19 protein-coding genes and 2 pseudogenes are annotated in these 23,143 nt (G+C 74.2%); 11 read left to right on the top strand and 10 right to left on the bottom strand.

Annotated elements, in window-relative coordinates; all coding sequences use genetic code 11:
• Positions 1 to 146: 146 nt before the first annotated feature.
• Positions 147 to 503 carry a winged helix-turn-helix transcriptional regulator gene (locus KCH_RS04440; RefSeq protein WP_035859204.1) on the bottom strand — a complete coding sequence of 119 codons (357 nt, stop codon included), beginning with the start codon at positions 501 to 503 and terminating at the stop codon, positions 147 to 149.
• Between the two features lie 97 nt (positions 504 to 600).
• Here KCH_RS04440 and KCH_RS04435 point away from each other — a divergent pair, with 97 nt between their 5' ends.
• The 4 genes from KCH_RS04435 (at position 601) to KCH_RS04420 (ending at position 3,571) form a co-directional block, all read left to right on the top strand.
• Positions 601 to 1,491 carry an NAD(P)-dependent oxidoreductase gene (locus KCH_RS04435; protein ID WP_035859200.1) on the top strand — a complete coding sequence of 297 codons (891 nt, stop codon included), beginning with the start codon at positions 601 to 603 and terminating at the stop codon, positions 1,489 to 1,491.
• Positions 1,492 to 1,734: 243 nt separating this feature from the next.
• On the top strand, positions 1,735 to 2,463 hold the full coding sequence (locus KCH_RS39135; protein ID WP_035859197.1) for a class I SAM-dependent methyltransferase: 729 nt from the start codon (positions 1,735 to 1,737) through the stop codon (positions 2,461 to 2,463).
• Between the two features lie 119 nt (positions 2,464 to 2,582).
• Positions 2,583 to 2,996 (top strand): hypothetical protein, encoded by a 414-nt coding sequence (locus KCH_RS04425; protein WP_035870741.1) that lies wholly within the window; start codon positions 2,583 to 2,585, stop codon positions 2,994 to 2,996.
• On the top strand, positions 2,993 to 3,571 hold the full coding sequence (locus KCH_RS04420; protein WP_035859194.1) for a GNAT family N-acetyltransferase: 579 nt from the start codon (positions 2,993 to 2,995) through the stop codon (positions 3,569 to 3,571). Before KCH_RS04425 ends, KCH_RS04420 begins: the two co-directional genes overlap by 4 nt.
• 136 nt (positions 3,572 to 3,707) lie before the next feature.
• Here KCH_RS04420 and KCH_RS04415 read toward each other — a convergent pair.
• Positions 3,708 to 4,519, bottom strand: a pseudogene (locus tag KCH_RS04415) (isocitrate lyase/PEP mutase family protein).
• 105 nt (positions 4,520 to 4,624) lie between these two features.
• Between KCH_RS04415 and KCH_RS36805 the strand changes: the two are divergent.
• Together KCH_RS36805 and KCH_RS04405 are read left to right on the top strand one after the other, a co-directional pair.
• Positions 4,625 to 4,954 carry a hypothetical protein gene (locus KCH_RS36805; protein ID WP_051652724.1) on the top strand — a complete coding sequence of 110 codons (330 nt, stop codon included), beginning with the start codon at positions 4,625 to 4,627 and terminating at the stop codon, positions 4,952 to 4,954.
• Entirely contained in the window at positions 4,945 to 5,418 is a 474-nt protein-coding gene (locus tag KCH_RS04405) for a ribonuclease FAU-1 family protein (RefSeq protein WP_051653874.1), read from the top strand. Before KCH_RS36805 ends, KCH_RS04405 begins: the two co-directional genes overlap by 10 nt.
• Here KCH_RS04405 and KCH_RS04400 read toward each other — a convergent pair.
• Positions 5,387 to 8,752 (bottom strand): DUF4132 domain-containing protein, encoded by a 3,366-nt coding sequence (locus tag KCH_RS04400; RefSeq protein WP_035859191.1) that lies wholly within the window; start codon positions 8,750 to 8,752, stop codon positions 5,387 to 5,389. The genes KCH_RS04405 and KCH_RS04400 overlap by 32 nt on opposite strands.
• A gap of 654 nt (positions 8,753 to 9,406) precedes the next feature.
• On the opposite strand from KCH_RS04400, the gene KCH_RS46435 reads away from it, so the two are divergent.
• Positions 9,407 to 10,150 carry an alpha/beta hydrolase family protein gene (locus KCH_RS46435; protein WP_341865340.1) on the top strand — a complete coding sequence of 248 codons (744 nt, stop codon included), beginning with the start codon at positions 9,407 to 9,409 and terminating at the stop codon, positions 10,148 to 10,150.
• Positions 10,151 to 10,266: 116 nt separating this feature from the next.
• Here the strand turns inward: KCH_RS46435 and KCH_RS04390 are convergent.
• The 3 genes and pseudogenes from KCH_RS04390 to KCH_RS04380 all read right to left on the bottom strand — a co-directional run bounded on the left by KCH_RS04390 (position 10,267) and on the right by KCH_RS04380 (position 13,152).
• Positions 10,267 to 10,952: pseudogene (locus tag KCH_RS04390) on the bottom strand (response regulator).
• Positions 10,949 to 12,136: a sensor histidine kinase gene (locus KCH_RS04385; protein ID WP_208865918.1), complete on the bottom strand. Its 1,188-nt coding sequence runs from the start codon at positions 12,134 to 12,136 to the stop codon at positions 10,949 to 10,951. The pseudogene KCH_RS04390 and the gene KCH_RS04385 overlap by 4 nt, the downstream one beginning before the upstream one ends.
• An 86-nt stretch (positions 12,137 to 12,222) precedes the next feature.
• The gene (locus KCH_RS04380; protein WP_051652723.1) at positions 12,223 to 13,152 is read right to left on the bottom strand and encodes an amidohydrolase family protein; all 930 of its coding nucleotides are present in this window, start codon (positions 13,150 to 13,152) and stop codon (positions 12,223 to 12,225) included.
• A 416-nt stretch (positions 13,153 to 13,568) separates the two neighbouring features.
• Here KCH_RS04380 and KCH_RS42275 point away from each other — a divergent pair, with 416 nt between their 5' ends.
• Genes KCH_RS42275 through KCH_RS04365 form a run of 3 tightly spaced genes read left to right on the top strand, consistent with a single transcriptional unit; the run spans position 13,569 to position 15,072 of the window.
• A complete protein-coding gene (locus KCH_RS42275) occupies positions 13,569 to 13,967 on the top strand; it encodes a hypothetical protein (RefSeq protein ID WP_035859190.1) in 399 nt (132 codons plus the stop codon).
• Entirely contained in the window at positions 13,967 to 14,776 is an 810-nt protein-coding gene (locus KCH_RS42270; protein WP_035859188.1) for a tyrosinase family protein, read from the top strand. The genes KCH_RS42275 and KCH_RS42270 overlap by 1 nt, the downstream gene beginning before the upstream one ends.
• Entirely contained in the window at positions 14,698 to 15,072 is a 375-nt protein-coding gene (locus tag KCH_RS04365) for a hypothetical protein (protein WP_035859185.1), read from the top strand. The genes KCH_RS42270 and KCH_RS04365 overlap by 79 nt, the downstream gene beginning before the upstream one ends.
• 82 nt (positions 15,073 to 15,154) lie before the next feature.
• Here KCH_RS04365 and KCH_RS04360 read toward each other — a convergent pair whose 3' ends face one another.
• The 3 genes from KCH_RS04360 to KCH_RS04355 form a co-directional block, all read right to left on the bottom strand.
• A complete protein-coding gene (locus KCH_RS04360) occupies positions 15,155 to 18,310 on the bottom strand; it encodes a DUF4132 domain-containing protein (protein WP_244305146.1) in 3,156 nt (1,051 codons plus the stop codon).
• Positions 18,253 to 18,822, bottom strand: coding sequence for a WGR domain-containing protein (locus KCH_RS43935; RefSeq protein WP_244305144.1), 570 nt, complete (start codon positions 18,820 to 18,822; stop codon positions 18,253 to 18,255). The genes KCH_RS04360 and KCH_RS43935 overlap by 58 nt, the downstream gene beginning before the upstream one ends.
• A gap of 135 nt (positions 18,823 to 18,957) precedes the next feature.
• A complete protein-coding gene (locus KCH_RS04355) occupies positions 18,958 to 19,632 on the bottom strand; it encodes a response regulator (protein WP_035859183.1) in 675 nt (224 codons plus the stop codon).
• 536 nt (positions 19,633 to 20,168) lie between these two features.
• Here KCH_RS04355 and KCH_RS04350 point away from each other — a divergent pair.
• Entirely contained in the window at positions 20,169 to 22,052 is a 1,884-nt protein-coding gene (locus tag KCH_RS04350; protein ID WP_244305142.1) for an APC family permease, read from the top strand.
• A gap of 134 nt (positions 22,053 to 22,186) precedes the next feature.
• On the opposite strand, the gene KCH_RS04345 is transcribed toward KCH_RS04350, so the two are convergent.
• On the bottom strand, positions 22,187 to 23,119 hold the full coding sequence (locus KCH_RS04345; protein WP_035859177.1) for a DUF4232 domain-containing protein: 933 nt from the start codon (positions 23,117 to 23,119) through the stop codon (positions 22,187 to 22,189).
• Between the last annotated feature and the right edge of the window lie 24 nt (positions 23,120 to 23,143).

Genomic DNA, 23,143 nt, shown 5'->3' with positions numbered 1-23,143 from the left:
GGCAAGTCCAGAAACGCCGCCCCGCCCGGACCGGCCGCCCAGGGCCGGGCGGCGTCCGGAGCCCCTGCCGTACGGGGACCGGCCCGCGTCCGGCGCTCGGGTCGTCCGGTGATCGGCAGGTGTCCGGAGCCCCTGCCGTCCGGGGATCAGCCTGCTTCTCGAGATCCGGCCGTTCGCCGCTCACGGCCCCAGGCGGCCAGCGGTTCGAGCGCGTCGTTGAGCCGCCTGCCGTCCGCCGTCAGCGAGTACTCGACGCGCGGCGGCACCTCCTCGTACGAGACGCGCTGCACGATGCCGTCGGACTCCAACTCCCGCAGGTGCGAGGCCAGTACCTTCTCGGTGACGCCCGGGAGCAGCCGCCGGAGCTCCCCGAACCGGCGGCACGGGTGCTCGTGCAGCGCCCACAGGATCAGCACCTTCCACTTGCCGCCGATCACCTCCATCGCGGCGTCGATCCCGCAGACGTGCCCGTCCGGCGTGCCCGGCCTGTTCAGCGTCGCCATGCCCCCACCCCTCCGACCTGCTGGCTCACCCCGGGGTAAGCACCCACCTGAAAGTGCGTACTTGATCACCACCGGGCCCTGGACCAGCCTAATCGGCATGGCACACACCACCGTTGACCCCACCGCGAAGACCCCCGTCACGCTGCTCGGCCTCGGCGCGATGGGCACCGCCCTGGCCCGCACCTGGCTGGCCGCCGGCCACCCCGTCACCGTCTGGAACCGCACCCCGTCCCGGGCTACGGCCCTCGCCGCCGACGGCGCGAGCGTCGCCGCCACGGCCGCCGAGGCGGTCGCCGCGAACACCCTGGTCGTCGTCTGCCTGCTCGACGACGCCTCGATCGACCAGGCCCTCGCCGGCACCGACCTCACCGGCCGCGACCTGGTCAACCTGACCACCAGCACCCCCGAACAGGCCCGCGCCCGCGCCGCCTGGGCCCACGAACGCGGCGCCCGCTACCTGGACGGCGGCATCATGGCCGTTCCCCCGATGATCGGCGTCCCGCAGGCCGGCGGCTACGTCTTCTACAGCGGCTCGCGCGAGCTGTTCGACCGTCACCGGCCCACCCTGGCCGTCCCGGTCGACACCCGCTGGGTCGGCGAGGACCCCGGCCACGCCGCCCTCCACGACGTGGCCCTGCTCAGCGCCATGTACGGCATGTTCGCCGGCGCCGCGCACGCCTTCGCCCTGATCCGCAAGGAGGACATCGACCCGACCGCACTGGCCCCGCTCCTCGCCGACTGGCTCACCGCGATGGCCCCCGCCGTCCACCAGACCGCCGACCAGCTCCGCACCGGCGACTACACGACCAACGTCGTCTCCAACCTCGCCATGCAGGTCGCCGGCACCCCCACCTTCCTCGCCACCGCCGAACAGCAGGGCGTGAGCCCCGAGTTGCTCACCCCCTACTTCGACCTGATGCGCCGCCGCCTCGCGGAGGGCAACGGGAACGAGGACCTCACGGGCGTGGTCGACCTGCTGCTCCGCTGACCGCGAGGCCGGTCCCCGGGCGGTGGCGGCCGGTCCCCGGGTGGTGGGGGACGAGCCCGGGGCTCCCGTCCACGGCTGCGCCCGCGCGTCTTCAGGTCCGCGATGCTGTCTCAGGTGAGCGTGCCCACACGCGTCCTGATGGCTGATCAATCAGGTCGTCGGAGGGCATCCGGAGGCGACGGCATGTTCTGCGGTCGGCGAAAGCGCCGCTATCGGCGGGCGGATCCGGGCAGGCTCACCGGCATGACCACCTCTGCGCTGTCCTTCGGTTCCGCGGCCCGCCTGTACGACTCGATCCGGCCCAGTTACCCTGCGCGCGCCGTCACTTGGGCTCTCGGCGCCGAGCCGCTGCGGGTCCTGGACCTCGGGGCGGGCACCGGACTCCTGACCGGCACCCTGCGGGCCGCCGGCCACCGGGTGGTCGCGGTCGAGCCCGACCCGCAGATGCGCGCCGTGGCCGCCGAACGCCACCCCGGCACACAGGTGCTGGCCGGCAGCGCCGAGGCCGTCCCGCTGCCCGACGGGTCGGTGGACGCCGTCGTGGTCGGCCAGGCCTACCACTGGTTCACCCCGCAGGACGCGCTGCCGGAGATCCACCGCGTCCTGCGGGAGGACGGCGTCCTCGCCGCGCTGTGGAACGTCCGCGACGAACGGGCCCCGTGGGTGGCCGCGCTCTCCGCCGTCGTCGGCAGCGAGAGCTACGGCCTGGAGGACGCCTGGCCGTACGGCCCGGTCGCCCCGTGGTTCACCACTCCCGAACTCGGCCTGACCGAACACACCGTGACCGTCCCGACCGGCCGCCTCACCGACCTGGTCCGCTCCCGCTCCTCCTACCTCACCGCCACCCCCACCGAACAGTCCCGCCTGGACCGGCAGATCACCGACCTGGTCGCCACCGACCCCGCCCTGGCCGGCCACGACCACGTCGACATGCCCTACCGGACCTGCGTCTACCGCATGCGACGCGTCTGACTTCCCGTCACTCCGGGAAGCCGCACTCCCCTCCCCGGAGTCGGACTCGGTGGCGCACGCCGGACCCGGCACGACCCCCCCGACCTGGCGGCGGGGCCGCCCGTGCGATCCTCGTGATCATGGCCACGGAGACCGAGGTGGGTGAACTGCTGCGCCGGCGCGGCTGGCGGGCGGCGTTCACCGTCGCCGAACGGGTGGACGGCTGGGCGGCCCTGGTGCGCTCCGTCGAGCGCGGGTACGCGGACTCGGTCTCCGAGTACACCAACGACCTCTACTGCCGGAACTGGCTCCACGAGGCGTGGATCCTGCTGGACGAGCACCTCGTCCACCTCTGGACGCCGACCATCAGAGCCCTGGACGACCGCTACCGGGCGGCGACCGTCGACGACGACGGCCACGTGCTGGGCCGGTTCCACCGCCTGCCCGGCCCGGACCTGTGGTGGTGGCGTCGGCACCCCCGCATCCTGACCGGCGACCTCGGCGACGCGCTGCGCTCGGCCGGCGCGCTCGGCACCGACCCGGACGTCGCATGAACACCCGTCGTACGCCCCGCCCAGGAGAGAACAGCGTGAAGCCCGCCGTCATCCGCACCGACCGACTGACCCTGCTGCCCCTGCGGGTCGAGCACGCCGAGGAGATGGCCGCCGTCCTGTCGGATCCCGCGCTGCACGACTTCATCGGCGGTGCCCCGGATACCGCCGAGGCTCTCCGCGCCCGCTACGAGCGCTGGACGGCCGGCTCGCTCAACGCCGCCGAGTCCTGGTGCAACTGGGTGATCCAACTCGACGACACCGACACCGACACAGGCACCGACGCCGACGCCGCCCGCCTGACCGGCACCGTCCAGGCCACCGTCACCACCGACGAGCGCGGCACCACCGCCGAGATCGCCTGGGTGGTCGGCACCCCCTGGCAGGGCCGAGGCATCGCCACGGAAGCGGCCCGCGCCCTCGTCACCTGGCTCCGCCACCAAGGGGCCCACACCATCACCGCCCACATCCACCCCGACCACCCCGCCTCCGCGGCCGTCGCCACCGCCGCCGGGCTCACCCGCACCGACCACTGGCACAACGGCGAACTCAAGTGGCAGCTCGGCACCATCGATTGACGACACCTCAGATTCGTGACGGTGCCGCCTCCCGGAGCGCCCGCGCCGCGGGCCGGGCCTCGCTGAGCACGCTCGCCGGCCGGCAGTCGCAGGGGCTGACTCGCGTCCCTGCTGCGGGCGCTGTTCGCCGGTCGGGTCAACCGGCGCTGCTGAACAGGCTGTTGAGCTCCGGGTAGTCGATGCCGTGGCGGAGCGTCTCGTAGTCGCCGGCGCCGTACAGGCCGAGGGCCGCGCTTCGGGCCGCGGCGTACGCGGCCTGGGCCACGGCAGAGCCGAGGCTGACGCGGGCGACGCCCAGGGCTCCGAGGGCGGCGACCGGGGCGGTGCCGGGCCGGCCATGATGTTGAGGGGGACGGGGAGCGCGGTGGCCAACTCGCCGATGAGGGTGGGGTCCGAGACGCCGGGGGCGAAGATTCCGTCGGCGCCGGCGGCGATGTAGGAGCGGGCGCGGCCGAGGGTGTCCCGGAGGCGGGTCGCGGGGTCGCCGAGGCCGCGCAGGTAGGTGTCGACGCGGGCGTTGATGAACAGGTCGACGCCCGCCTTCCGGGCGGCTTCGCGGGCGGCGGCCAGGTGTTCGGCGAAGGCGGCCGGAGCGCGGGTGCCGTCCTCGATGTTGATGCCGACCGCGCCGGCGTCGACCACGCGGGAGACGGTGTCGGCGACCTCGGCGGGGCGCTGCCCGTAGCCGCCCTCGATGTCGGCGGTGACGGGGACGTCGACCGCCGCCGCGATCCGGGCGACGGCCTCCAGCACCAGATCGCGCGGGACGCGGTCCCCGTCCGGTGCGCCGAGCGCCCAGGCCGTCCCGGCGCTGGTGGTGGCGATCGCGGGCGCGCCTGCGGCTTCGACGACGCGGGCGCTGGCGACGTCCCAGGCGTTGGCGAGGGCGAGCGGACGGGCGGGGGTGTGCAGGGAGCGGAAGACCGCGGACTTGTGTGCGTTGACCATGACCCGAAGACAACCAGCAGGTGCGCCCGCCGTCCGGCGGGAAAACGACACGGACGTCCGGGCGAACCGGTGAACGGGCGACACCGGAGTGGAGAGGATGCCCGGATGAACGACTACGAACCGCTGCTGGCCCGCGTCCGGGCCGCCGCCACCGGCAGCGAGCACCTGCGGGAGCCGCTCACCAGGGAGACCGTCGACGCCGCGGAGCAGCAGTTGGGCTTCCGCCTGCACCCGCTCCTCGCCGCGCTCCACACCACCGTGGGCAACGGCGGCTTCGGCCCGCACGGCTCCTTGCTGGCACTCTGCGACACCCCGCCGACCGACCGCCCGGGCACAAGCCTGTCCCGCTACCTCACCGTCAGCTCCCGTGCCGCAAACGACCCTTCGCCAGGGCGCCGACCCGGTCGGTGCCGCTCGCGGAGGAGATGCGGCTGACGACGCTGGCGGTGCCGTCGACCTGGCAGCCGTACGGCACGCTCATTCTGACGCCGCCGCAGGCCGCGCACTCGGTGTGGTGGTCGTTCGATCCGGACGGTTCGTTCGTCGGGTGGTACGTCAACCTCGAGTCGCCGGTGGGCCGGTGGAGCGGCGGGACCGACCACATCGACCAGGCGTTGGACATCCTGGTGGCCCCCGACCGCAGTTGGCGGTGGAAGGACGAGGAGGAGTTCACCGAGCGGACCGGGCACCCGTTCTTCTGGGACGAGGCGGGTGCCGCGGCGATCCGGGCCGAGGGCGAGCGGGTGATCGCGCTCGCCGAGGCCGGGGCGTTCCCGTTCGACGGCACCTGGTGCGACTTCCGGCCCGGGCCGGGCTGGGCCGCCACCGGGTTGCCGTGGTGGTGGGACCAGCCCGGGGCGGGGCGGGTCAGCCGGTGGTCAACTGGTCCAGGTCGGTGAGGAGTTCGGACGCGGTGAGGGCGTCGAGGTCGGCGAAGCGGTACTGGTTCGGGGCGCCGGGGTAGTACTCGCCGGGGCGGGCGCCCAGCCACACCTCCTGCAAGGTCTGTTCGGGGTACTCGTTGGGCGCGCCGACGTAGAGGCCCGGGTCGAGGGTGACGCTCAGCCAGCGGCCGTCCGGCAGCGCCTTCGAGAGCGAGGTCTCGATGCCGTTGTCGTGCACGCCGTTGCGCTGCCACCCCCGGTTCACCAGCCCGAGCAGGGCGCCGGAGAGGACCGTCCGGCCCTCGAAGCGGGGGAGGCGGTGCCCGGCGGCCTCGTCGGCGGTCAAGGCGTGGACGGGGCGGGCGAGTTGCGGGAAGGGCTGGGCGATCTCGTAGTCGGCGAAGAGTTCGGCCCAGGCGGGGACGTCCAGGTCGAGCGGGTGGGCGAGGCGGACCGTGGCGTCCTCGGGGAGGACGAACGGGACGTCGTGGACGTCGGCGAAGGTACGGTCCTCGGCGATGCGGAAAGCGGTTTCCGCAGTGCTCCAGACGAGGCGGCGCGCGACGTGCTGGAGCAGCGGGTGGGTGACCAGCAGCTCGCGGAACTCGCCGGGAGTCCAGCCGCGCCGGGCGATCATCGCGGCTTCGAGACGCCGGATCTGGTCGCCGGCGAGCGCCCGGACCTCCTTCTTCAGTGCCGCGAAGCGCTTGCGTTCGGCAGGTGCGAGCTGCGGGTCGTCCTTGGCGCCGGGCGCCGGAAGGTCCTTGCGGCGCTTGCCGTCCGCGTCCAGCACGAACGGGCGCAGCTGCTCGTCGAAGCCGACCGTGAACGTCCGCGAGCCGTAGTCGACGACGGTGGTGCCGGCCGCGTCCAGACCCAGGTCCGGGACGAGCCGGTCGGCGAGCTGATCGGCCGTCAGGCCCAGGCCCTCCGCGACCTCGGCGATCTTCTCGCGGGCCCGGGCCTTGAGCGCGGTGAACTTCACCCGTTGCGCGATCAGGTGCAGGTGCCGCAGGGCGGCGTCCGTGCCGATCGCGGCGAGCACGTCCAGGCCGTCCACGGCGCGCCGGTGGGCGTTCTGGCCGGGCCAGGCGCGGAGCACCGGGGTCAGCCGGCCGGCGGTCCCGTCGTCGCCCCACTCGCCGAGCAGGGTCAGCGTCCAACTGTCCTCCGCGGGCAGCCCGGCCTGCCGCCACTCCTCGAACAGCGCCCACGCGAACTCGGCCAGGGACTCCGGACGGCACGCCCCGGCGACCTGGGCGAGACCCGGGTACGGGGCGCCCGGCTTGCCGAGTGCGGCCATCACCACCAGGTGACGGACCGCCGGCTCCGGCAGCGCCGCCCCGGAGGACGCCAGCAGCACCTGCGGCAGGACGGCCGGCTCCAGCCACTCCGGGGGCTCCGGCATCCGCGCGGGCAGCGCGCTCTCCAGCGGATCCGCCGCCAGCACGGCGCCGATCGCCGCCGAGGCCTCCGCGCCGTGACGCTCCGCCACCGCCGCCAGCAGCGCGTCGCCGCCGCCGGACGCCGCCACCAGCCGCAGCGCCGCTTCGGCGGCCGTCCGGCCCCGGCCCGGCTTGGCCAGCGCGTCCGGGACGAGCAGCAGCGCGCCCGCCGTGCCGTGCCGGGCGAACCACGAACGCGCGGTCCCCGCGACGGACTTGAGGCGTATCAGGCCGTCGGCCAGCACCCGGGCCGCCGCCACGTCCAGTATCGGCAGCAGCAGCGGCGCCATGGTCGCCGGACGGGACCGGGCCGCGTGCAGCGCCACCGGAACCGCCGCCGGGCCGAACTTGGCGAGCACCGGCCGCAGAAACTCCAGGTCCGCGTCGAGCCGGCCCGGGCGCCACTGCGCCAGCAGCGGCGCGAGCACTCCCACCGGGCCCTGGTGCAGCAACCGGCAGGCCGACCACAGGTCTTGACCGTCACGCCAATCCCGTGCGGCGGCCGCCGCCCAGTCGGTGGACTCCGGATACCGCCACCAGGACTCGAGGCGCGCGTTCTCCGCCCACTCCTCCAGTTCGCCCTGCTGCCAGTGCAGTTGAGCGGACTCCTCGACCACCAGACCCGTCATCACCTTCGGCTTGACCGCTCGGCGCGGCCGCGTCCACGGCGGGCCGGTCAGCAGCTCGGGCAGCGCGGAGGGATCGGCGGCCGGGGCCGGCGGCCGGGCGCCCTCCAGCGAGGAGACGAACTCGGCCGTGGCGGCGTCGAGTTGGGCAAGTATCCGGGGCAGCAGTGCCCGGAACGCCCGCAGGTGGCGGTTCAGGGTCTGCCGGGCGTCCTCGTCGCCGGCCCGGGCAGCCGAGGCCAACAGCCGTGCCCCGCGCACCGGATCGCGCCGCAGCGCCTCCCGCAGCACCGGGGCGACGTACCGGTTCGCCAGGCCGGCCAGCAGCGCCCCGAACGCCTCGTCGGTGCGGAACTCCAGCAGGAAATCGGCGCGTTCACGCGCCGCCGCGCCGTCCTCCGCCTCGCGCAGCGCCGCCGCCAGCAACGGCACGCAGGCGTTGCCCGTGCCGTCGGCCAGCGTGGCGACCAGGCTCGTGGTCCACGCGCGCCAGATCAGCCAGGGGCTGGGCCCGAGGCGCTCCACCTGCGCCGGGCTGCCGAGCGCGGCCATCAGCAGCGTCCGGTACACCGCGCCCTCGCTCCCGTACGCCGGCTCCTCGGCCAGGCAGTCGTCCACCCAGCCGGTCACCTCGGGCATCAGGTACGCCGCCACCACCCGGCGGCCCGGCGTGGTGCGCAGCGCCGCCAGCGCGGTGCGGGCCGCCAGATAGGCGGGCTCGTCGGCGATCGACAGCAGGTGGCGCGCCCAGCGGACCAGGCCGTACGGCGCGGGGATCGAGTAGTTCTCGCACAGCAGGTCGTACCGGACCAGCTGTCCGACGTCCCCCGAACTGCCCCTGCCGGTCTGCCGCTTGACGTCCAGCGCCAGGACGGCCGCGTGCACCGCGAAGGCCAGCCCGTGCCGCGCCGTCCACGCGTCGACCAGTTCGGCCCACCGCTCGTCGCCCCACCACTCCCCGGGCGGCAGCAGCGACGGCATCAGCGCCGCCCCCAACGGGTCGGCCGCGCCGCCGAGGTACGCCCACGCGGCAGTCGCCAACTCCGGGTCGTGGCCCTCGCCGTCGAGCACCCGCTCGATCGCCTCGCGGCTCTCCGCGAGCAGCGCGTCCTCGGCGGCGACGGCCTCCGGACCGGGCCGGTCCGCCGGCGACTCGACGCCGCCGCCACGCCGGGGCAGCGCCAGCGGCCGCCAGGGGTCGGGCATCACGAACGCCTCGTCGTACGGCGAATCGTCACGGCAACCGGACGGCTGCGGGGCGGGGGCGAGGTTCTGCACCGGTCCTCCTGACCAGCCGGCCCGCCGGTGCCCCGAGCGGCATTGCGGCGGGGCGGCAGACCGGACGACTGTTGGGACGACCCTAGCCAGCGCCACGGACAGCCCGGCCGCCGTACCCCCGCAGGCGGAGGCCGGATCGGCCCCGGAGCGTACGCGGGGATCCGCTCCCGAGCAGACGTCAGGCACGGGGTGCGGAACCTAGGTTCGGAGGCATGACCAGTACCCGAAGGGCGGCCGTCGCCGCCGCACTCGCCCTCCTGCTGCCGCTGCCGGTCGCCGCCGCGGCCCCGCCTTCGCCACCGCGTCCACCGCCTCCCTGCCTGCCGCATCCCCGGCCGGGACCACAACCGGATTCACCGCTGAACTTCCGCGCCCCACCGGCCCGTTCGCGGTCGGGCGCGACCTGCTGCACCTCGTCGACCAGCACCGCCAGGACCCGTGGGTGCCGTCGGCGGGGCCGCGGGAGCTGATGCTGTCGATGTACTACCCGGCCCGGGCGGGCAGCGGGACGCCCACGCCCTACATGACCACCGAGGAGGCCCGGCTGTTCCTCGCGGCGAAGGCCCGGGAGCGGGCCTGCCGCCGGAGGCGCTGGCCGCCACCGGCACCTGGGCGCGGACGGGCGCGCAGCCGGCGCCCGGCCGGTTCCCGCTGGTGCTGCTCTCGCCCGGATTCACCTACCCGCGCGCGCTGTCCACCGGCATCGCCGAGGACCTGGCAAGCCGGGGCTACGTGGTCGCGCTGATCGACCACCCGTACGAGTCGACCGGCGTCACCTTCCCGGACGGCCGGACGGAGACCTGCGCCATCTGCGACCGGCCGCCGGCGGGCGGGCCGGCGGCGATCGCCGAGAGCCGGGCGAAGGACGCGTCCTTCGTGATCGACCGGCTGACCACGGAGCGCTCGCCCTGGCCGCTCGCGCGCCTGATCGACCGTCACCGGATCGGCATGGCCGGGCACTCCATCGGCGGCGACGCCACCGCCTCGACGATGGCCGCCGACAGCCGGGTCCGGGCCGGGGTGAACATGGACGGCACCTTCTTCGCCCCGGTCCCCGCCGGCGGCCTCGACGGGCGGCCGTTCCTGCTCTTCGGCGCCGCCGCCGGCGAGGCCCCGGGCGCGGACCCGAGCTGGGACGAGGCCTGGAGCCGCCTGGACGGCTGGAAGCGCCGCCTCACCGTCGCGGGCGCCGAGCACGGCACCTTCAGCGACGTGCTGCTGCTCGCCCGGGCTGTGGGCCTGCCGAGCACGCCCGGCGCGATCGATCCGGCCCGGGGCATCGAGATCACCCGGACCTACCTCGGCGCCTTCTTCGACCTCCACCTGAAGGGGAAGCCGCAGCCTCTGTTCGACGGCCCGTCCCCGGCCGAGCCCGAGGTCTCCGTCCAACTCCCGTGACCGGAGTGCCCGTTGTCCCTGTCCCGCCCGCTCGAAGGGCCGGACAGGGACAACGGGCCCGAGCGGGCGGGCTCAGGGCCGGCTCAGGGGCGGATCGGGCGCGGTTCAGGGGCGGCTCAGCCGGACGGCGACACCAGGCCCGCATCGAAGGCGGCGATGACCAGCTGGACCCGGTCACGGGCGTTCAACTTGGCGAGCAGGCGGGCGACATGGGTCTTGGCGGTGGCGGGGGCGATGAACAGCTGCTCGGCGATCTCTCCGTTGGACAGGCCGCGGCCGACCAGCGTGAGCACCTCGCGCTCCCGCTCGGTGATCGGCGGCAGGGGGCGCTTCGGGACGGCCGGGTCGGGGCGGGCGGTGAGGTCGGCGATCAGCCGCCGGGTGACGCTCGGCGCGATCAGGGCGTCGCCGGCGGCGACCACCCGGACGGCGGCGAGGATGTCCACCAGCGCCATGTCCTTGACCAGGAAGCCGCTCGCACCGGCCCGCAGGGCGGCGTACACGTTCTCGTCGTCGTCGAAGGTGGTCAGGATCAGCACCCGGGGCGCGGGCCGGCCGCGCCCGCGCTGAGCAGGCGGGTGGCCTCGATGCCGTCCGTGCCGGGCATCCGGATGTCCATCACCACCACGTCCGGGTGGAGCTCCCCGGCCAGCCGGACGGCCTCCGCGCCCGTGGCGGCCTCGCCCGCGAGCTCCAGCCCGGGGGAGTGGGCGACGGCCATGCCGAGGCCGGCGCGGACCAGTTCCTGGTCGTCGGCGAGCAGCACCCGGATCGCCGCCCCGCCGTCGGTTCCGGGCGTCATGCGGGCAGCCTCGCGGCGACCCGGAAGCCGCCCCCGGTGCGGGGTCCGGCGCTGAACCGGCCGTGCAGCAGGGCGACCCGCTCGCGCATCCCCGAGATCCCGTACCCGGCCCCGGCGGCCCGCCGCCCGGACGCCGAGCCGCACCCGTCGTCGACCACCTCCACGTCCAACTCCCCTTCCCGGTAGACGAGGTGCACCTGGCAACGGCCGACGCCCGCGTGCCGTAGGACGTTGGTGACGGACTCCTGCACGATCCGGAACGCGGCCAGGTCGATCTCCGGCGGCAACGGCCGCAGCTGCCCCCACCGCCGCACCTCCACCGCGACCCCGGCCAGCGCCATGGTCTCCGCCAGCCGGTCGACGGCCTCCAGGCCCGCGGGCGGGTCGGCGTGCGCGGAGCCCTCGGCGTCCTCGGCCCGGCGGAGCGAGACGAGCATCCGCCGCAGGCCGGCCAGCGTCTCCCGGCTGGTCGCCTCGATGGCGTCCAACGCCCGTCGCACGCCCGCGGGTTCGACGTCCAGCACCAGGCGCGCCGCGCCGGACTGGATCGCGATCACGCCGATGCTGTGGGCCACCACGTCGTGCAACTCCCGGGCGATCCGCAGCCGTTCGGCCGCGATCGCCCGGTCGGCGGCGTGCGCGCGCAGCGCCTCGTGGTAACGGCGCTGCTGGCGCACCGAGTTGCCGATCGCCCAGGGGACCGCGATGCCCGCCGCGAGGGCGGCGGCACGGCTGGCGAAGTCGCTGAACTGCTCCGTGCCGTGCAGCGTCAGCACCTCCTCGACCAGCCAGACCGCGAACGAGGCGGTGCCGGCCAGGACGGTCACCCGGCGGGGACGGACCGCGGCGAGGTAGCCGATCAGGCAGTTCGTCGCCAGGTAGAACGGCCAGGCCTGCTCGCCGAGCAGCAGCGCCACCACCGCCGACTCCGCCAGCAGCACGCCGAGGACCCGCTCCGGCCGCCGCAGCGCCCAGCCCGCGGGCAGCGCCAGCGCCACGGCCAGCGCCGCCCGCAGCCCGGGCGTGACCACCGGACCCGAGAGCCCCGACTGCGGCGACATCCGGTACGTCGTCGACAGGAAGAGCACCAGGGAGAACAGCCCGGCGGCGCACCAGCTCAGCGCCGTCCAGACCCCCGGCGGCAGCTGCATCGGCCACGGCGCGCGCGGCAGGTCCCGATCCATGCGGCGATGGTAGCCAGCGGCCCGGCCGGGCGGCGTCCACCCGCAGGCATACGCCCCGGGGCGGACCCCCGCCACCTGACGGAGGCTCAGAGCCCGAACAGCTTCGCCGCGTTGTCGTGGCAGACCGCCCGCAGCCAGTCGGCGCCGAGGTCCAGCCGTTCCAGGGCGTGGAGTTGGTGCAGGTAGGGGTACGGGATGTTGGGGAAGTCGGTGCCCAGCAGGATCCGGTCGCCGAGCCCGGCCAGCCGGGGCAGCGCGCGGCGCGGGAACGGCATGAAGCTCTCGGTGAAGTCGGTGAACGCCATCGTGGTGTCCAGGTGGACGTGCTCGTACCGCTCCGCCAGGTCGAGGAACTCCTCGTACTCCGGCATGCCCAAGTGGGCGACGATCAGCCGCAGTCGCGGATGCGCGGCGAGCACCTGGGCGGCCGGCCCGGGCCCGGTGAAGCGGCCCGGCGCCGGACCGGACCCGCAGTGCATCACCACCGGGACGCCCGCCTCGGCCAACATCCCCCACGCGGACCGCAGTTGCCCGTCCGCCGGATCGTAGTCGCCGACCTGGACGTGCGCCTTGAACACCCGGGCGCCCGCGTCCAGCGCCTCCCGGACGTACGCCCCGGTGTCCGGCTCCGGGTACAGCGTCGCGGTGTGCAGGCAGTCCGGGGTGCGGCCGGCGAAGCCGACCGCCCAGTCGTTCAGCCAGCGGGCCATCCCCGGCTTGTGCGGGTACAGCATCGAGGTGAACGCCCGGACGCCGAACTCCCGCAGCACGGCGGTGCGTTCGGCCTCCTCGGTGCGGTAGGTGATCGGCCAGGCCAGGCCGCCGACCAGCGGCCCGTTGGCGTCGAAGTACTCCCAGACCTTGCGCAGCACCCGCTCCGGCATGAAGTGGGTGTGCACGTCGATCAGCCCGGGCAGCCCGAGGCCGGCCCAGAACCGGCGCACCTCCGCCGCCTCCGCGCCGCGCCGCTGCCCGTCGTCCCCCCGCTCGCTGCGGGCCTGCTGGGGTGAACTCACTGCGCTGCCTCTCCGTCGAACGGCCCACGACCGGACCCGGGCCGGCCGCCGCCCGGTGGCCTCCGGGCCGATCAGCGTATGCCGCCCGCCCCCGACGGGACCGCGCCCACCCGTGTGACGATCACCACCACGGACGGCGCACACCGGCCGACGCCTCCCGCGGCCCGCGCGCCGCCCACCCGGACGCCGCCGGGCCGGCCGGCGCGGGGAGGGACGCCGCACCCGGCGGGAGTTCGGCCGAGTGGGTGCGCACTGTCCGGCCCATCCTGCGTGGCCCCCGCCCGCCGCCGCTCCGAGCATGGCCCCATGCGTCGGTCGCCCAGCACCTCCCGGAGGATCCGGCCGCCGGCCGACGCGCCCGGCCGACCGCACCGTGCGGCCGGCCCCACGCCCGTCCGGAGCCCAGCGGAGGAAGCATGAACACCACCCCAGGAAACCCGCCCGCCGATCAAGTCGTCGCCGCACCGACCTACATGGCGGACATCCGCTTCTTCTTCCGCCCCGAGGACATCTCCCACATGGCCGCCAAGGGCATCGAACTCGGCACCTACGACGGGGTGAAGAAGAACGCGCTGGCCGTCCTCGCGCAGACCTCGCCGCCCAACGCCCAGATGCCGCCGGACGCCGCGGGCAAGTGGAGCGCCGACCGCGCGCAGACCTTCAAGAACTGGATCGTCAACGGCTACCCCCTCGGCACCGCCACCGCCGGCAGCCCCCGCCGCCCGGCGGCGCCGCCCCGACCCGGCTCCGCAAGGACGTCACCACCCTCACCGAGGCCGAGTTCGAGCTGCTCAAGACGGCGTTCACCGGCCTGATGGCCCGTGACGCGAACGCCCCCGACAGCTACTTCGCGCTGGCCGGCCAGCACGGCCTCCCGCAGAGCTGGTGCCTGCACCACGAGGACCGCTTCAACCCGTGGCACCGCCAGTACCTGCTCAACTTCGAGAACGCGCTGCGCTCCGTCCCCGGCTGCGAGGCCGTGACGCTTCCCTACTGGGACATCTCGACCAACCTGCCCGACCGCCTCCAGCACCCGCCGCTCGACAAGTACGTGCTGCCCGCCGACCCCGGCGCCAAGGCGACGCCGCAGCCCGTCACCGGCTACTTCCCCTACACCACCCAGCGGTACTCGGTCGCCGGCATCGCGCAGAACGTCCAGAACTTCGGCGTGCTGGAGGACATCGCCACCTCGCTGACCCAGTCGCTCTGGGGCGCGTACAACGTGAACGGCTACCAGGACTTCTCGATCCAGGCCCACGACGGCGGCCACGGCGCGATCGGGCCGACCATGGGCGACCAGAACGTCGCCTCCTACGACCCGGTGTTCTGGTTCTTCCACTGCAACATCGACCGCCTCTGGCTGAGCTGGCAGACCCGCGTCGGCGGCACCACCCTCACCGGCTTCCGGTCCACCCTGGGCGCCGACACCGGCTGGCTCACCTCGCCGTTCAACGCGCTGCCGCCGTTCACCGAGACGGCCGACCAGACCATCGAGAGCCTGGTCTCGTACGACCGGCTGGACCTCCCCAGCCCCCGGAGAACGTCTTGGAGAACCTGTCCGGAAGCACCGACGCCGTCGGCACGTTCGCGTTCCGCAGCGCCAACCCGGTCTCGGTCCGGGTGAAGGGCATCGACCGGCTGAACATCCCCGGCTCCTTCGTCGTGACGCTGCTCTCCGACGGCGAGCCGGTCGCGCAGCGCTACTTCTTCCAGCCGAAGACCCCGCGCAAGTGTCCGACCTGCGTCAAGAACGGCATCATCAACCTCGACTTCCGGATGCCGCAGGAGCAACTCGTCGACCGGGCGCTGTCCGTCCGCATCGACGTGCCCGGCCACTCCGAGGAGATCGGCACCGCCTTCCCGCTCGTCCAGGCCGGCAACCCCACCGTCAACGCGCGCCTCCTGGTCGAGGACGCGTAACCACCCCGACGCCCGACCCGGCCCGGCGCCGGCGGCCCTCCCCAGGGGGCCGCCGGCGCCGGGCCGCATCCCGGAACCGGGCTCAGTCGGCCGTCAACTCCTCTAGGTCGGCAAGGAGTTCGGAGGCCGTGACGGCGTCGAGGTCGGCGAACCGCTCGCTGTGCGTGTGGGTCGGCCAGTAGTCGTACGCCCGGGTGTCCAGCCACACCGTGCTGAAGGTCTGCTCGGCGTTCTCCGACACCGCACCGACCCAGATGCCCGGGTCGAGCGCGACCACCAGGTGCCGGCCGTCCGGCAGCGGCTTGTGGAACCAGCGCTCCACCCCCGCGTCCTGCGGCGAACCGCGCCGCCAGCCCCGCTTGGTCAGCCCCAGCAGGCGGCCCACCGGGACCTTCGCCCCCTCGAACCGGTGCAGCCGGTGCCCGGCCGACTCCTCCGCCGTCAACGCGACCGCCGGACGCGCCAGCTGACGGAACGGCTGCAGCAACTCGTAGTCGGCGAACAGCTCCGCCCAGGCGGGCAGGCCGTCGCCCAGCAGCAGCGGGTGCGCGAGCCGGACGACGGCGTCCTCGGGAAGCACGAACACCTCGTCGTGGACATCGGCGAACGTCCGGTCCTCGGCCACCCGGAAAGCGGTTTCCGCCGTCGTCCAGACCAGCCGCCGCACCAGGTGCTGGAGCAGCGGATGCGCGACCAGCAGCGTCCGGAACTCGGCCGCCGTCCACTCCCGCCCCGCGACCATCGCCGCCTCCAGCCGGACGATCTGATCGGCCGCCAGCGTCCGCACGTCCTTCTTCAACGCGGCGAACCGCTTGCGCTCCGCCGGCGCCAGCTCCGGATCGTCCTTCGCGGCCGGCGCGGGCAGATCCTTCCGGCGCTTGCCGTCACCGTCCAGCACGAACGGGCGCAACTGCTCGTCGAAGCCCACCGTGAACGTCCGCGAACCGTAGTCCACGACCGTCGTGCCGTCCGCGTCCAAGCCCAGGTCCGGCACCAGCCGGTCGCCCAGCTGATCACCCGTCAGGCCCAGTGCCTCCGCGATCTCCGCGACCTTCTCCTGCGCCCGGGACTTCAGGGCCTTGAACTTCGCCCGCTGCGCGATGCCGTGCAACTGCATCAACGCGACATCGCTGCCGATCGCCGCCAGCACCTCCAGACCCTCCACCGCGCGGTGATGGGCGCCCGCGCCCGGCCAGTCCCGCAGCACCGGCGCCAGCCGGCGGGCCGTCCCGTCGTCACCCCACTCGCCCAGCACGAACAGCGCCCAACTGTCCGCCGCCGGCATCCCCGCCTGCTGCCACTCCTCGAACAGCACCCAGGCGAACTCGGCCGCCGACTCCGGCCGGAGCAGCTCGGCCACCGGCGCCAGACCCGGATACGGGTCACGCAGCTTCGACAGCGCCATCATGGTGACCACCGAGCGCACCGCCGACCGCGGCAGCGCCTCGCCCGACCGCAGCACCAACTGCGGCAGCGCACCGAGCAGCAGCCACTCCGGGAACTCCGGCATCCGCGCCGGCAGCGCGTTGACCAGCGGATCCGCGCTCAGCAGCTCCGCCACCGCCGCCGCCACCCGCTCGCCGTGACGATCCGTCACCGCCGCCAGCAGGACCTCCGCGCCCCGCTGCGCCGCGACCAGCCGCAGCGCGTTCTCGGCGGCCGTCCGGGTCCGGCCGGCCTTGCCGACCGCGCTCGGCACCAGCAGCAGACCGGCCGCCACGCCGTGCCGGTCGAACCACGAACGGGCCGTCGCCTGATGCGACTTGAGCCGCATCAGCGCGTCCGCCATCACGCCCGCCACGGTGGCGTCCCGGAACGGCAGCAGCGCCGGAATCACGTGCGAGGGCTGGGCCAGCGCCCCCGCCCGCAGCAACGGCAGTGCGGCCAGGCCGTACTTGGCGACCACCGGACGCAAGTCCTCGCCGCCGCCCCAGAATTCGCCGGGCCGCCAGGACTCCAGATACGGCGCCATGACCTCGGCCGGGCCGTGCACCAGCAACTGCGTGCCGTACCAGAGACCGCCCGAGTGGGTCAGCCGGAGCTCCGCCTCGGCCGCCCAGTCGAAGCCCGGGGCGAACGTCCACGGAGCCGGCCGGCCGCCCTGCCAGTGCTCCAACTCGCCGTCCTTCCAGACCAGTTCGGCAGACTCGTCGGCGGCGATGCCGGTCAGCACCTTCGCCTTCCGTGCCGGGCGGGGGCGCGTCCACGGCGGCGAGGTCAGCAGCTCCGGCAGCGCGCCCGCAGCCGCCTCCGGCACCCGCGAGGCGGCGGCCAGGGCCGAGACGAACTCGGCGGTCTCGGCGTCGAGTCGGGCCACCAGCTCCGGCAACCGCGGACGGAGCTCGCCGAGATGACTGGTCAGCAGCCGGCGGGCAGTCGCGGCGTCCGGCCCGGCCTGCTGCGCCACCTCCGCCAACAACCGGGCCGCGCGCACCGGGTAGCGGCGCATCGCGCGCAGCAGACCCGGCCGGACGTGCCGGGCCCCGATCCGGTCGAGCAGCACCCGGAACGCCTCATCGCCGGGGAACTCGGCGATGTGGAGCGCCAGTTCGCGGATGGTGTCGTTGTCGTACAGGTTCGACAGGGCCTCGGCGTACAGCGGCACGCACGCGGGGCCCACCGCGTCGGCGACGGTGGCCAGTTGGCCCGGCGTCCAGCCGTACCAGGACCGGACCCGCTGCTGGGCGATCCGCTCGGTCTGCTCGACGGTGTTGACCGACTGCACCAGCAGGGCGTGCGCGACCTCGTTGATCTGCCGGTGCCTCGGCAGTTCGTCCAGGCACTCGTCCACCCAGCCCGGCGTCTCCGGGGCGAGGAAGGCGGTCACGATGCGGCGGTCGCGCCTGGTCCGGATCGCCGCCAACTCGGCCAGCACGGAACGGTGTTCCGCGTCCTCGGCCAGCGCCAGCAGCCGCCGGACCTCCCGCGCGAGAGTGAAGGCGAACTCCGTCCCGCGGACGTCCCGGCGGTTCGGACCGTCCGACACCAGCACGCCCTGGTGGTGGTTCGGGCGGGCGTAGCCGTTGTCGAACTCGAAGGCCGCCACGGTGGCGCGGGCCGCGAAGCCCAGCCCGAACCGGGCGATCCAGGAGTCGAGGACCTGCTCGAAGCCGCCCTTCAGCCAGGTCGGACGGAGCATCGCCGCCACCGCCACCGCCCCGGGCGCGTTCGGCTCCCCGTTCAGGTGCGCCCGGGCCGACCGCACCAGGTGCTTGTCGGAGCCGCGGTCCTCGAGCACCCGCTCGATCCAGGTCTCGTTCTTGGCGATCCACAGGGCCTCGGTGTCCGCTGCCGCGGCGGCGTCCAGTACGGCCGGGCCGGGCCGAGCGGAACGCCGCCGCCGCGGCGGGGCGCGACCAGCGCGAGCCAGGACGCCGGCAGCACGAAGGCGTCCTCGTCCGGGAGTTCGGCGGGCAGGGCCGGTTCGACCGACTCGGTCGGCTCGGTCGCGGCGGCCGGTACGACCGACCCGGTCGTGGCGGCCGGGTCGACCGACTCGGGGACGGCGGCCGGGGCGGGCGCGGGAGTCGGCGTCGCCCCGGCGGCGGCCGTCTCGCGGTAGCCCTTGCGCTCCTTCTCGGCGATCAGCTTCGCGAGGTGCGCCCCGGCGGCGTCCCCGTCCGCGAGGTCCTTGACCTGGGTGCGTCCCGCGGCGCCGATCCGGCCGTACCGGACCTGCACCGACGCACCGTCGGCCGCCGCCTCCCAGAACTTCGCCGAACCGTCCCCGACCAGTTCCCAGCGCCGCACTGCCCCTCCTGACACACCGATGGTTCGCGTGGCCGCCACGTGCGGTCGGCCACCCGGGGGGAACCCTAGCCAGCAGCTAGGACAGCACCACCGGCCCCGGCCGGAGCCGGGAGCGGGTCGGGGGCAGGGCGCGGATCAGGCGCCGCGCTCGGAGGAGTGCGCGGCCAGCGTCTGGGTGGCGATCACCGCGGCCTGCACGCGGCGCTCCACGCCGAGCTTGGCGAGCAGCCGGGAGATGTGGTTCTTGACGGTCTTCTCGGCGAGGAACACCCGCTCGCCGATCTGCCGGTTGGTGAGGCCCTCGCCGATCAGCGCCAGGATCTCCCGCTCGCGCTCGGTGAGGTGCGGGAAGTCGGGGGCGGGCGCCGGGGCCTCGCCGCGCAGCCGGGCCATCAGCCGGGTCGCCGCGCCCGGGTCGAGCATCGACTGCCCGGAGGCGACCGTGCGGATCGCGGTCACCAGGTCGGTGCCGCTGATCTGCTTGAGGACGTAGCCCGCCGCACCGGCCATGATCGAGTCGAGCAGCGCCTCCTCGTCGTCGAAGGAGGTGAGCATCAGGCAGGCGAGTTGCGGCATCCGGGAGCGCAACTCCCGGCACACCGAGACGCCGTCGCCGTCGGGCAGCCGCATGTCCAGCACCGCGACGTCCGGGCGCAGTGCCGGCACCCGGGCCAGGGCCTGTTCGACGGTGCCGGCCTCGCCGACCACCTCCAGGTCGGGCTCGGAGTCCAGCAGGTCGTACACCCCTCGGCGGACCACCTCGTGGTCGTCCAGCAGGAACACCCTGATCGGTGCCGAACCCTCGGACATGGCAGTGACTCTCCTCGCGCGATCCCGGACGCCCGGGGCGCCGCCCGGGTACAGACACCCTGCAGTGTGCCAAACCGAACACCGGCCCCGACAGGGCCCATCCGCCCTGACCGCCTCCCGGTTCGGGGCCGGTCGGCCCTTGACAGCGAGCCTCGGGACGTGCTCGAACCATCTGCGGGCCGCTCGGACGGACCGCCCACAGGTCCGCGGTGCGAGGCCCGAGAAGCATGCCGACCGTCGCGCATCGTCCGCTCGCCGGCGGGCAAACGGCACGTCAAACCCCGGCCAACGGGGCGTCAAGCGGCCAGGCCCGGCGCCGGGCCGGGCAGACGGGGGACGTTACGCTCCAGCCTGCCCCGGACGGCGGCGGAGGTGACCTACATTGGCGTGGGAGTCCGCCCGGTGGGCCGGAGCATCCGGCGGTCCGGGGCTCCCGACCTCGCGACAGGAGCAAGACAGTGGTCCAATCCGCCCCCACGGACGCAGGGTCGGCGCGCCAGCGCCTGCGGTCCTGGCTGCTGGAAGGCCTGTCGGACATGGCCAAGCAACACCCCGGCCCGCACGCCCAGGCCACCGACCAGCAGCACGGCCAGCGTTGGTGGCGAGTGATGTGCCTGACCGGCCTGGACTACTTCTCCACCCTCGGCTACCAGCCCGGCATCGCCGCCCTCGCCGCCGGACTGCTCTCCCCGATCGCCACCATCGTGCTGGTCGCCGTCACCCTGCTCGGCGCGCTCCCCGTCTACCGCCGGGTCGCCCAGGAGAGCCCGCACGGCGAGGGCTCGATCGCGATGCTCGAACGGCTGCTGTCCTTCTGGAAGGGCAAGCTGTTCGTCCTCGCGCTGCTCGGCTTCGCCGCCACCGACTTCCTGATCACCATCACGCTGTCCGCCGCCGACGCCACCGCGCACCTGGTGGAGAACCCGCACCTGACCAGCGTGCTCAGCGGCCACCAGGTGCTGATCACCCTGCTGCTGATCGCCCTGCTCGGCGGCGTCTTCCTGAAGGGCTTCAGCGAGGCGATCGGCGTCGCGGTCGTCCTGGTCGCGGTCTACCTCACGCTGAACGTGGTGGTGGTCGCCGTCGGCCTCTGGCACGTCCTGACCGCCCCGTCCGTGATCACCGACTGGACGAACGCCCTCAGCGTGGAGCACAGCAACCCGATCGCGATGATCGGCGTCGCCCTGGTGGTCTTCCCCAAGCTCGCCCTCGGCCTGTCCGGCTTCGAGACCGGCGTCGCCGTCATGCCGCACATCGAGGGCGACCCGGACGACACCGAGGACCGGCCCACCGGACGGATCCGCGGCGCCCGCAAGCTGCTCACCACCGCCGCCGTGATCATGAGCTGCTTCCTGATCACCACCAGCTTCATCACCACGCTGCTGATCCCCGCCGCCGACTTCGAGGCCGGCGGCCCCGCCAACGGGCGTGCGCTGGCCTACCTCGCGCACCACTACCTGGGCGGCGCGTTCGGCTCGGTCTACGACCTGTCGACCATCGCCATCCTGTGGTTCGCCGGCGCGTCCGCGATGGCCGGACTGCTCAACCTGATGCCCCGTTACCTGCCGCGATACGGCATGGCCCCGCACTGGGCCCGCGCGGTGCGGCCGATGGTGCTGGTGCTCACCGCGATCGCCTTCCTGGTCACCTGGCTGTTCGACGCCAACGTCGACAAGCAGGGCGGCGCGTACGCCACCGGCGTGCTGGTGCTGATCACCTCCGCGGCGATCGCCGTCACCATCGCCGCCCGCGCCGCCCGGCAGCGCAACTGGACCATCGGCTTCGCCGTCATCGCCGCCGTGTTCGTCTACACCACCGCCGTCAACATCGCCGAACGCCCCGACGGCGTGAAGATCGGCGCCTGCTTCATCGCCGGCATCGTGCTGGTCTCGCTCGCCTCCCGGCTCGCCCGCGCCTTCGAACTCCGCGTCACGGACGTCCAGTTGGACGAGGTCGCGGAACGCTTCGTGCGCGACACCGCGCACCGGACGATCCGGTTCATCGCCAACGAGCCGGCCGGCCGCGACCTCGCCGAGTACCGCGACAAGGTGCACCAGATCCGCGCCGACAACGACATCCCGGTCGAGGACGATCTGGTCTTCGTCGAGGTCACGGTGCTCGACCCGTCCGACTTCGAGGCCGAACTGAAGGTCCGCGGCGAGGTGCTGCACGACCGGTACCGGGTGCTGACGCTCGAACACTCCAGCGTCCCGAACGCGCTCGCCGCGATACTCCTGCACGTGCGCGACACCACCGGGCAGCTCCCGCACATCTACTTCGAGTGGACCGAGGGCAACCCGTTCGCCCAGTTCCTGCGGTTCTTCCTGTTCGGCCAGGGCGAGGTGGCGCCCGTCACCCGCGAGGTGCTCCGCGAGGCCGAGTCCGACCGCAGTCGCCGACCGCGCGTGCACGTCGGCTGACGCGAGCCGGCCGGTGAGGTGAGGAGAGGGGCGGGGAGGGAAAGCGCTTGCCGCGGCGGCGATGTGGCAGCGGGCAAGCGCTTTCCCGGTGCGGCCCCGGAGGGTAGTTCAGGAGGGGCGCTCAGGAGGGTCGTTCAGGAGGGAGCGACGACCTCGCGGGTCCACGCGCCGATGCCCAGCCGGCCGGTGGTGCCGAGGTCGAGTTCCGGGGTGACCGTCACCGGTGCGGCGTCCGGGGTGGCCCGCACGCGCAGGTAGGGAGCGAGCACCGGGGCCGACGAGGCGTCATTGGTGTTGCGCCACACCACCATGGAGCTCGCGCCCTCGCCCGCGGCCAGCACGAACCGCTGCGGGGGCGCGTCCGCCCCGGTGCCGGTCGCGATCGCCGCACCGCCCTTCAGCACCTCCAGCGGATCGACCGCCTTGTGCGCCTCGTCGAGGGCCTGCACCTGCGGGTAGCCGTCCAGGGTCACCGGTGAAGTCCCGCAGTTCACCAGGTGCAGGCCGACCACCCGCAGTCCCATCGCCGCGTCGCCGCGGTCCGCATAGAGCCGCACCCCCGAGGCCGGGCACGGGCCGCCCTGGGACGGTGCCTCGGCGGTCGGGATGCTGCGCACCCGGGTGATCTTCACGCCGGGGATGATCGGCTGACCGGACGTCAGCCCCCGCGGGCCGCCGGAGCCCACGTCGACCCGGCCGCGGGCGGTCGCGCCGGGCGGCACCGCCGTCACCGTGCCGGTCGGGTCGGAGTTCAGCCGCTCGTCGCGGCCCGTCCACCCGAACAGGACCGAGAAGTCGGCGGCCTCCGCGCCGGCATTGGTCACCTCGAACTCCGCGCAGGTGTCGCTGACGGAGAGGATCCGCACGCCGTCCCGGGCCCAGCCCTCCCGCGCCGCCCCCGTTGGCGCCACCCCGCACGGCCCCGCGCTCGCCGCCGGCGCGGCCGACCCGGCGTCCGCGGTCACCTCCCCGCACCCGGCCAGCAGAGCGGCGGCGGCCACGACGGCCACGACGGTGACCACGGCGGAACGGGCAGGCCGGGCAGGCCGGGTGGCGATGGTAGGCATCCGAAGAGTCGACCATGCCGCCAC

This window comes from Kitasatospora cheerisanensis KCTC 2395 (assembly GCF_000696185.1).
GTDB classification, from domain to species: domain Bacteria; phylum Actinomycetota; class Actinomycetes; order Streptomycetales; family Streptomycetaceae; genus Kitasatospora; species Kitasatospora cheerisanensis.
Note: the sequence above shows the minus strand (reverse complement) of the source record. Positions and strands in the feature narration are given on the sequence as shown.

Coding starts and splice junctions, on each gene's coding strand:
- KCH_RS04440 (WP_035859204.1), bottom strand. CDS start 503: ATGGCGACGCTGAACAGGCCGGGCACGCCGGACGGGCACGTCTGCGGG.
- KCH_RS04435 (WP_035859200.1), top strand. CDS start 601: ATGGCACACACCACCGTTGACCCCACCGCGAAGACCCCCGTCACGCTG.
- KCH_RS39135 (WP_035859197.1), top strand. CDS start 1,735: ATGACCACCTCTGCGCTGTCCTTCGGTTCCGCGGCCCGCCTGTACGAC.
- KCH_RS04425 (WP_035870741.1), top strand. CDS start 2,583: ATGGCCACGGAGACCGAGGTGGGTGAACTGCTGCGCCGGCGCGGCTGG.
- KCH_RS04420 (WP_035859194.1), top strand. CDS start 2,993: ATGAACACCCGTCGTACGCCCCGCCCAGGAGAGAACAGCGTGAAGCCC.
- KCH_RS36805 (WP_051652724.1), top strand. CDS start 4,625: ATGAACGACTACGAACCGCTGCTGGCCCGCGTCCGGGCCGCCGCCACC.
- KCH_RS04405 (WP_051653874.1), top strand. CDS start 4,945: ATGCGGCTGACGACGCTGGCGGTGCCGTCGACCTGGCAGCCGTACGGC.
- KCH_RS04385 (WP_208865918.1), bottom strand. CDS start 12,136: ATGGATCGGGACCTGCCGCGCGCGCCGTGGCCGATGCAGCTGCCGCCG.
- KCH_RS42275 (WP_035859190.1), top strand. CDS start 13,569: ATGAACACCACCCCAGGAAACCCGCCCGCCGATCAAGTCGTCGCCGCA.
- KCH_RS42270 (WP_035859188.1), top strand. CDS start 13,967: ATGGCCCGTGACGCGAACGCCCCCGACAGCTACTTCGCGCTGGCCGGC.
- KCH_RS04355 (WP_035859183.1), bottom strand. CDS start 19,632: ATGTCCGAGGGTTCGGCACCGATCAGGGTGTTCCTGCTGGACGACCAC.
- KCH_RS04350 (WP_244305142.1), top strand. CDS start 20,169: ATGGCCAAGCAACACCCCGGCCCGCACGCCCAGGCCACCGACCAGCAG.
- KCH_RS04345 (WP_035859177.1), bottom strand. CDS start 23,119: ATGCCTACCATCGCCACCCGGCCTGCCCGGCCTGCCCGTTCCGCCGTG.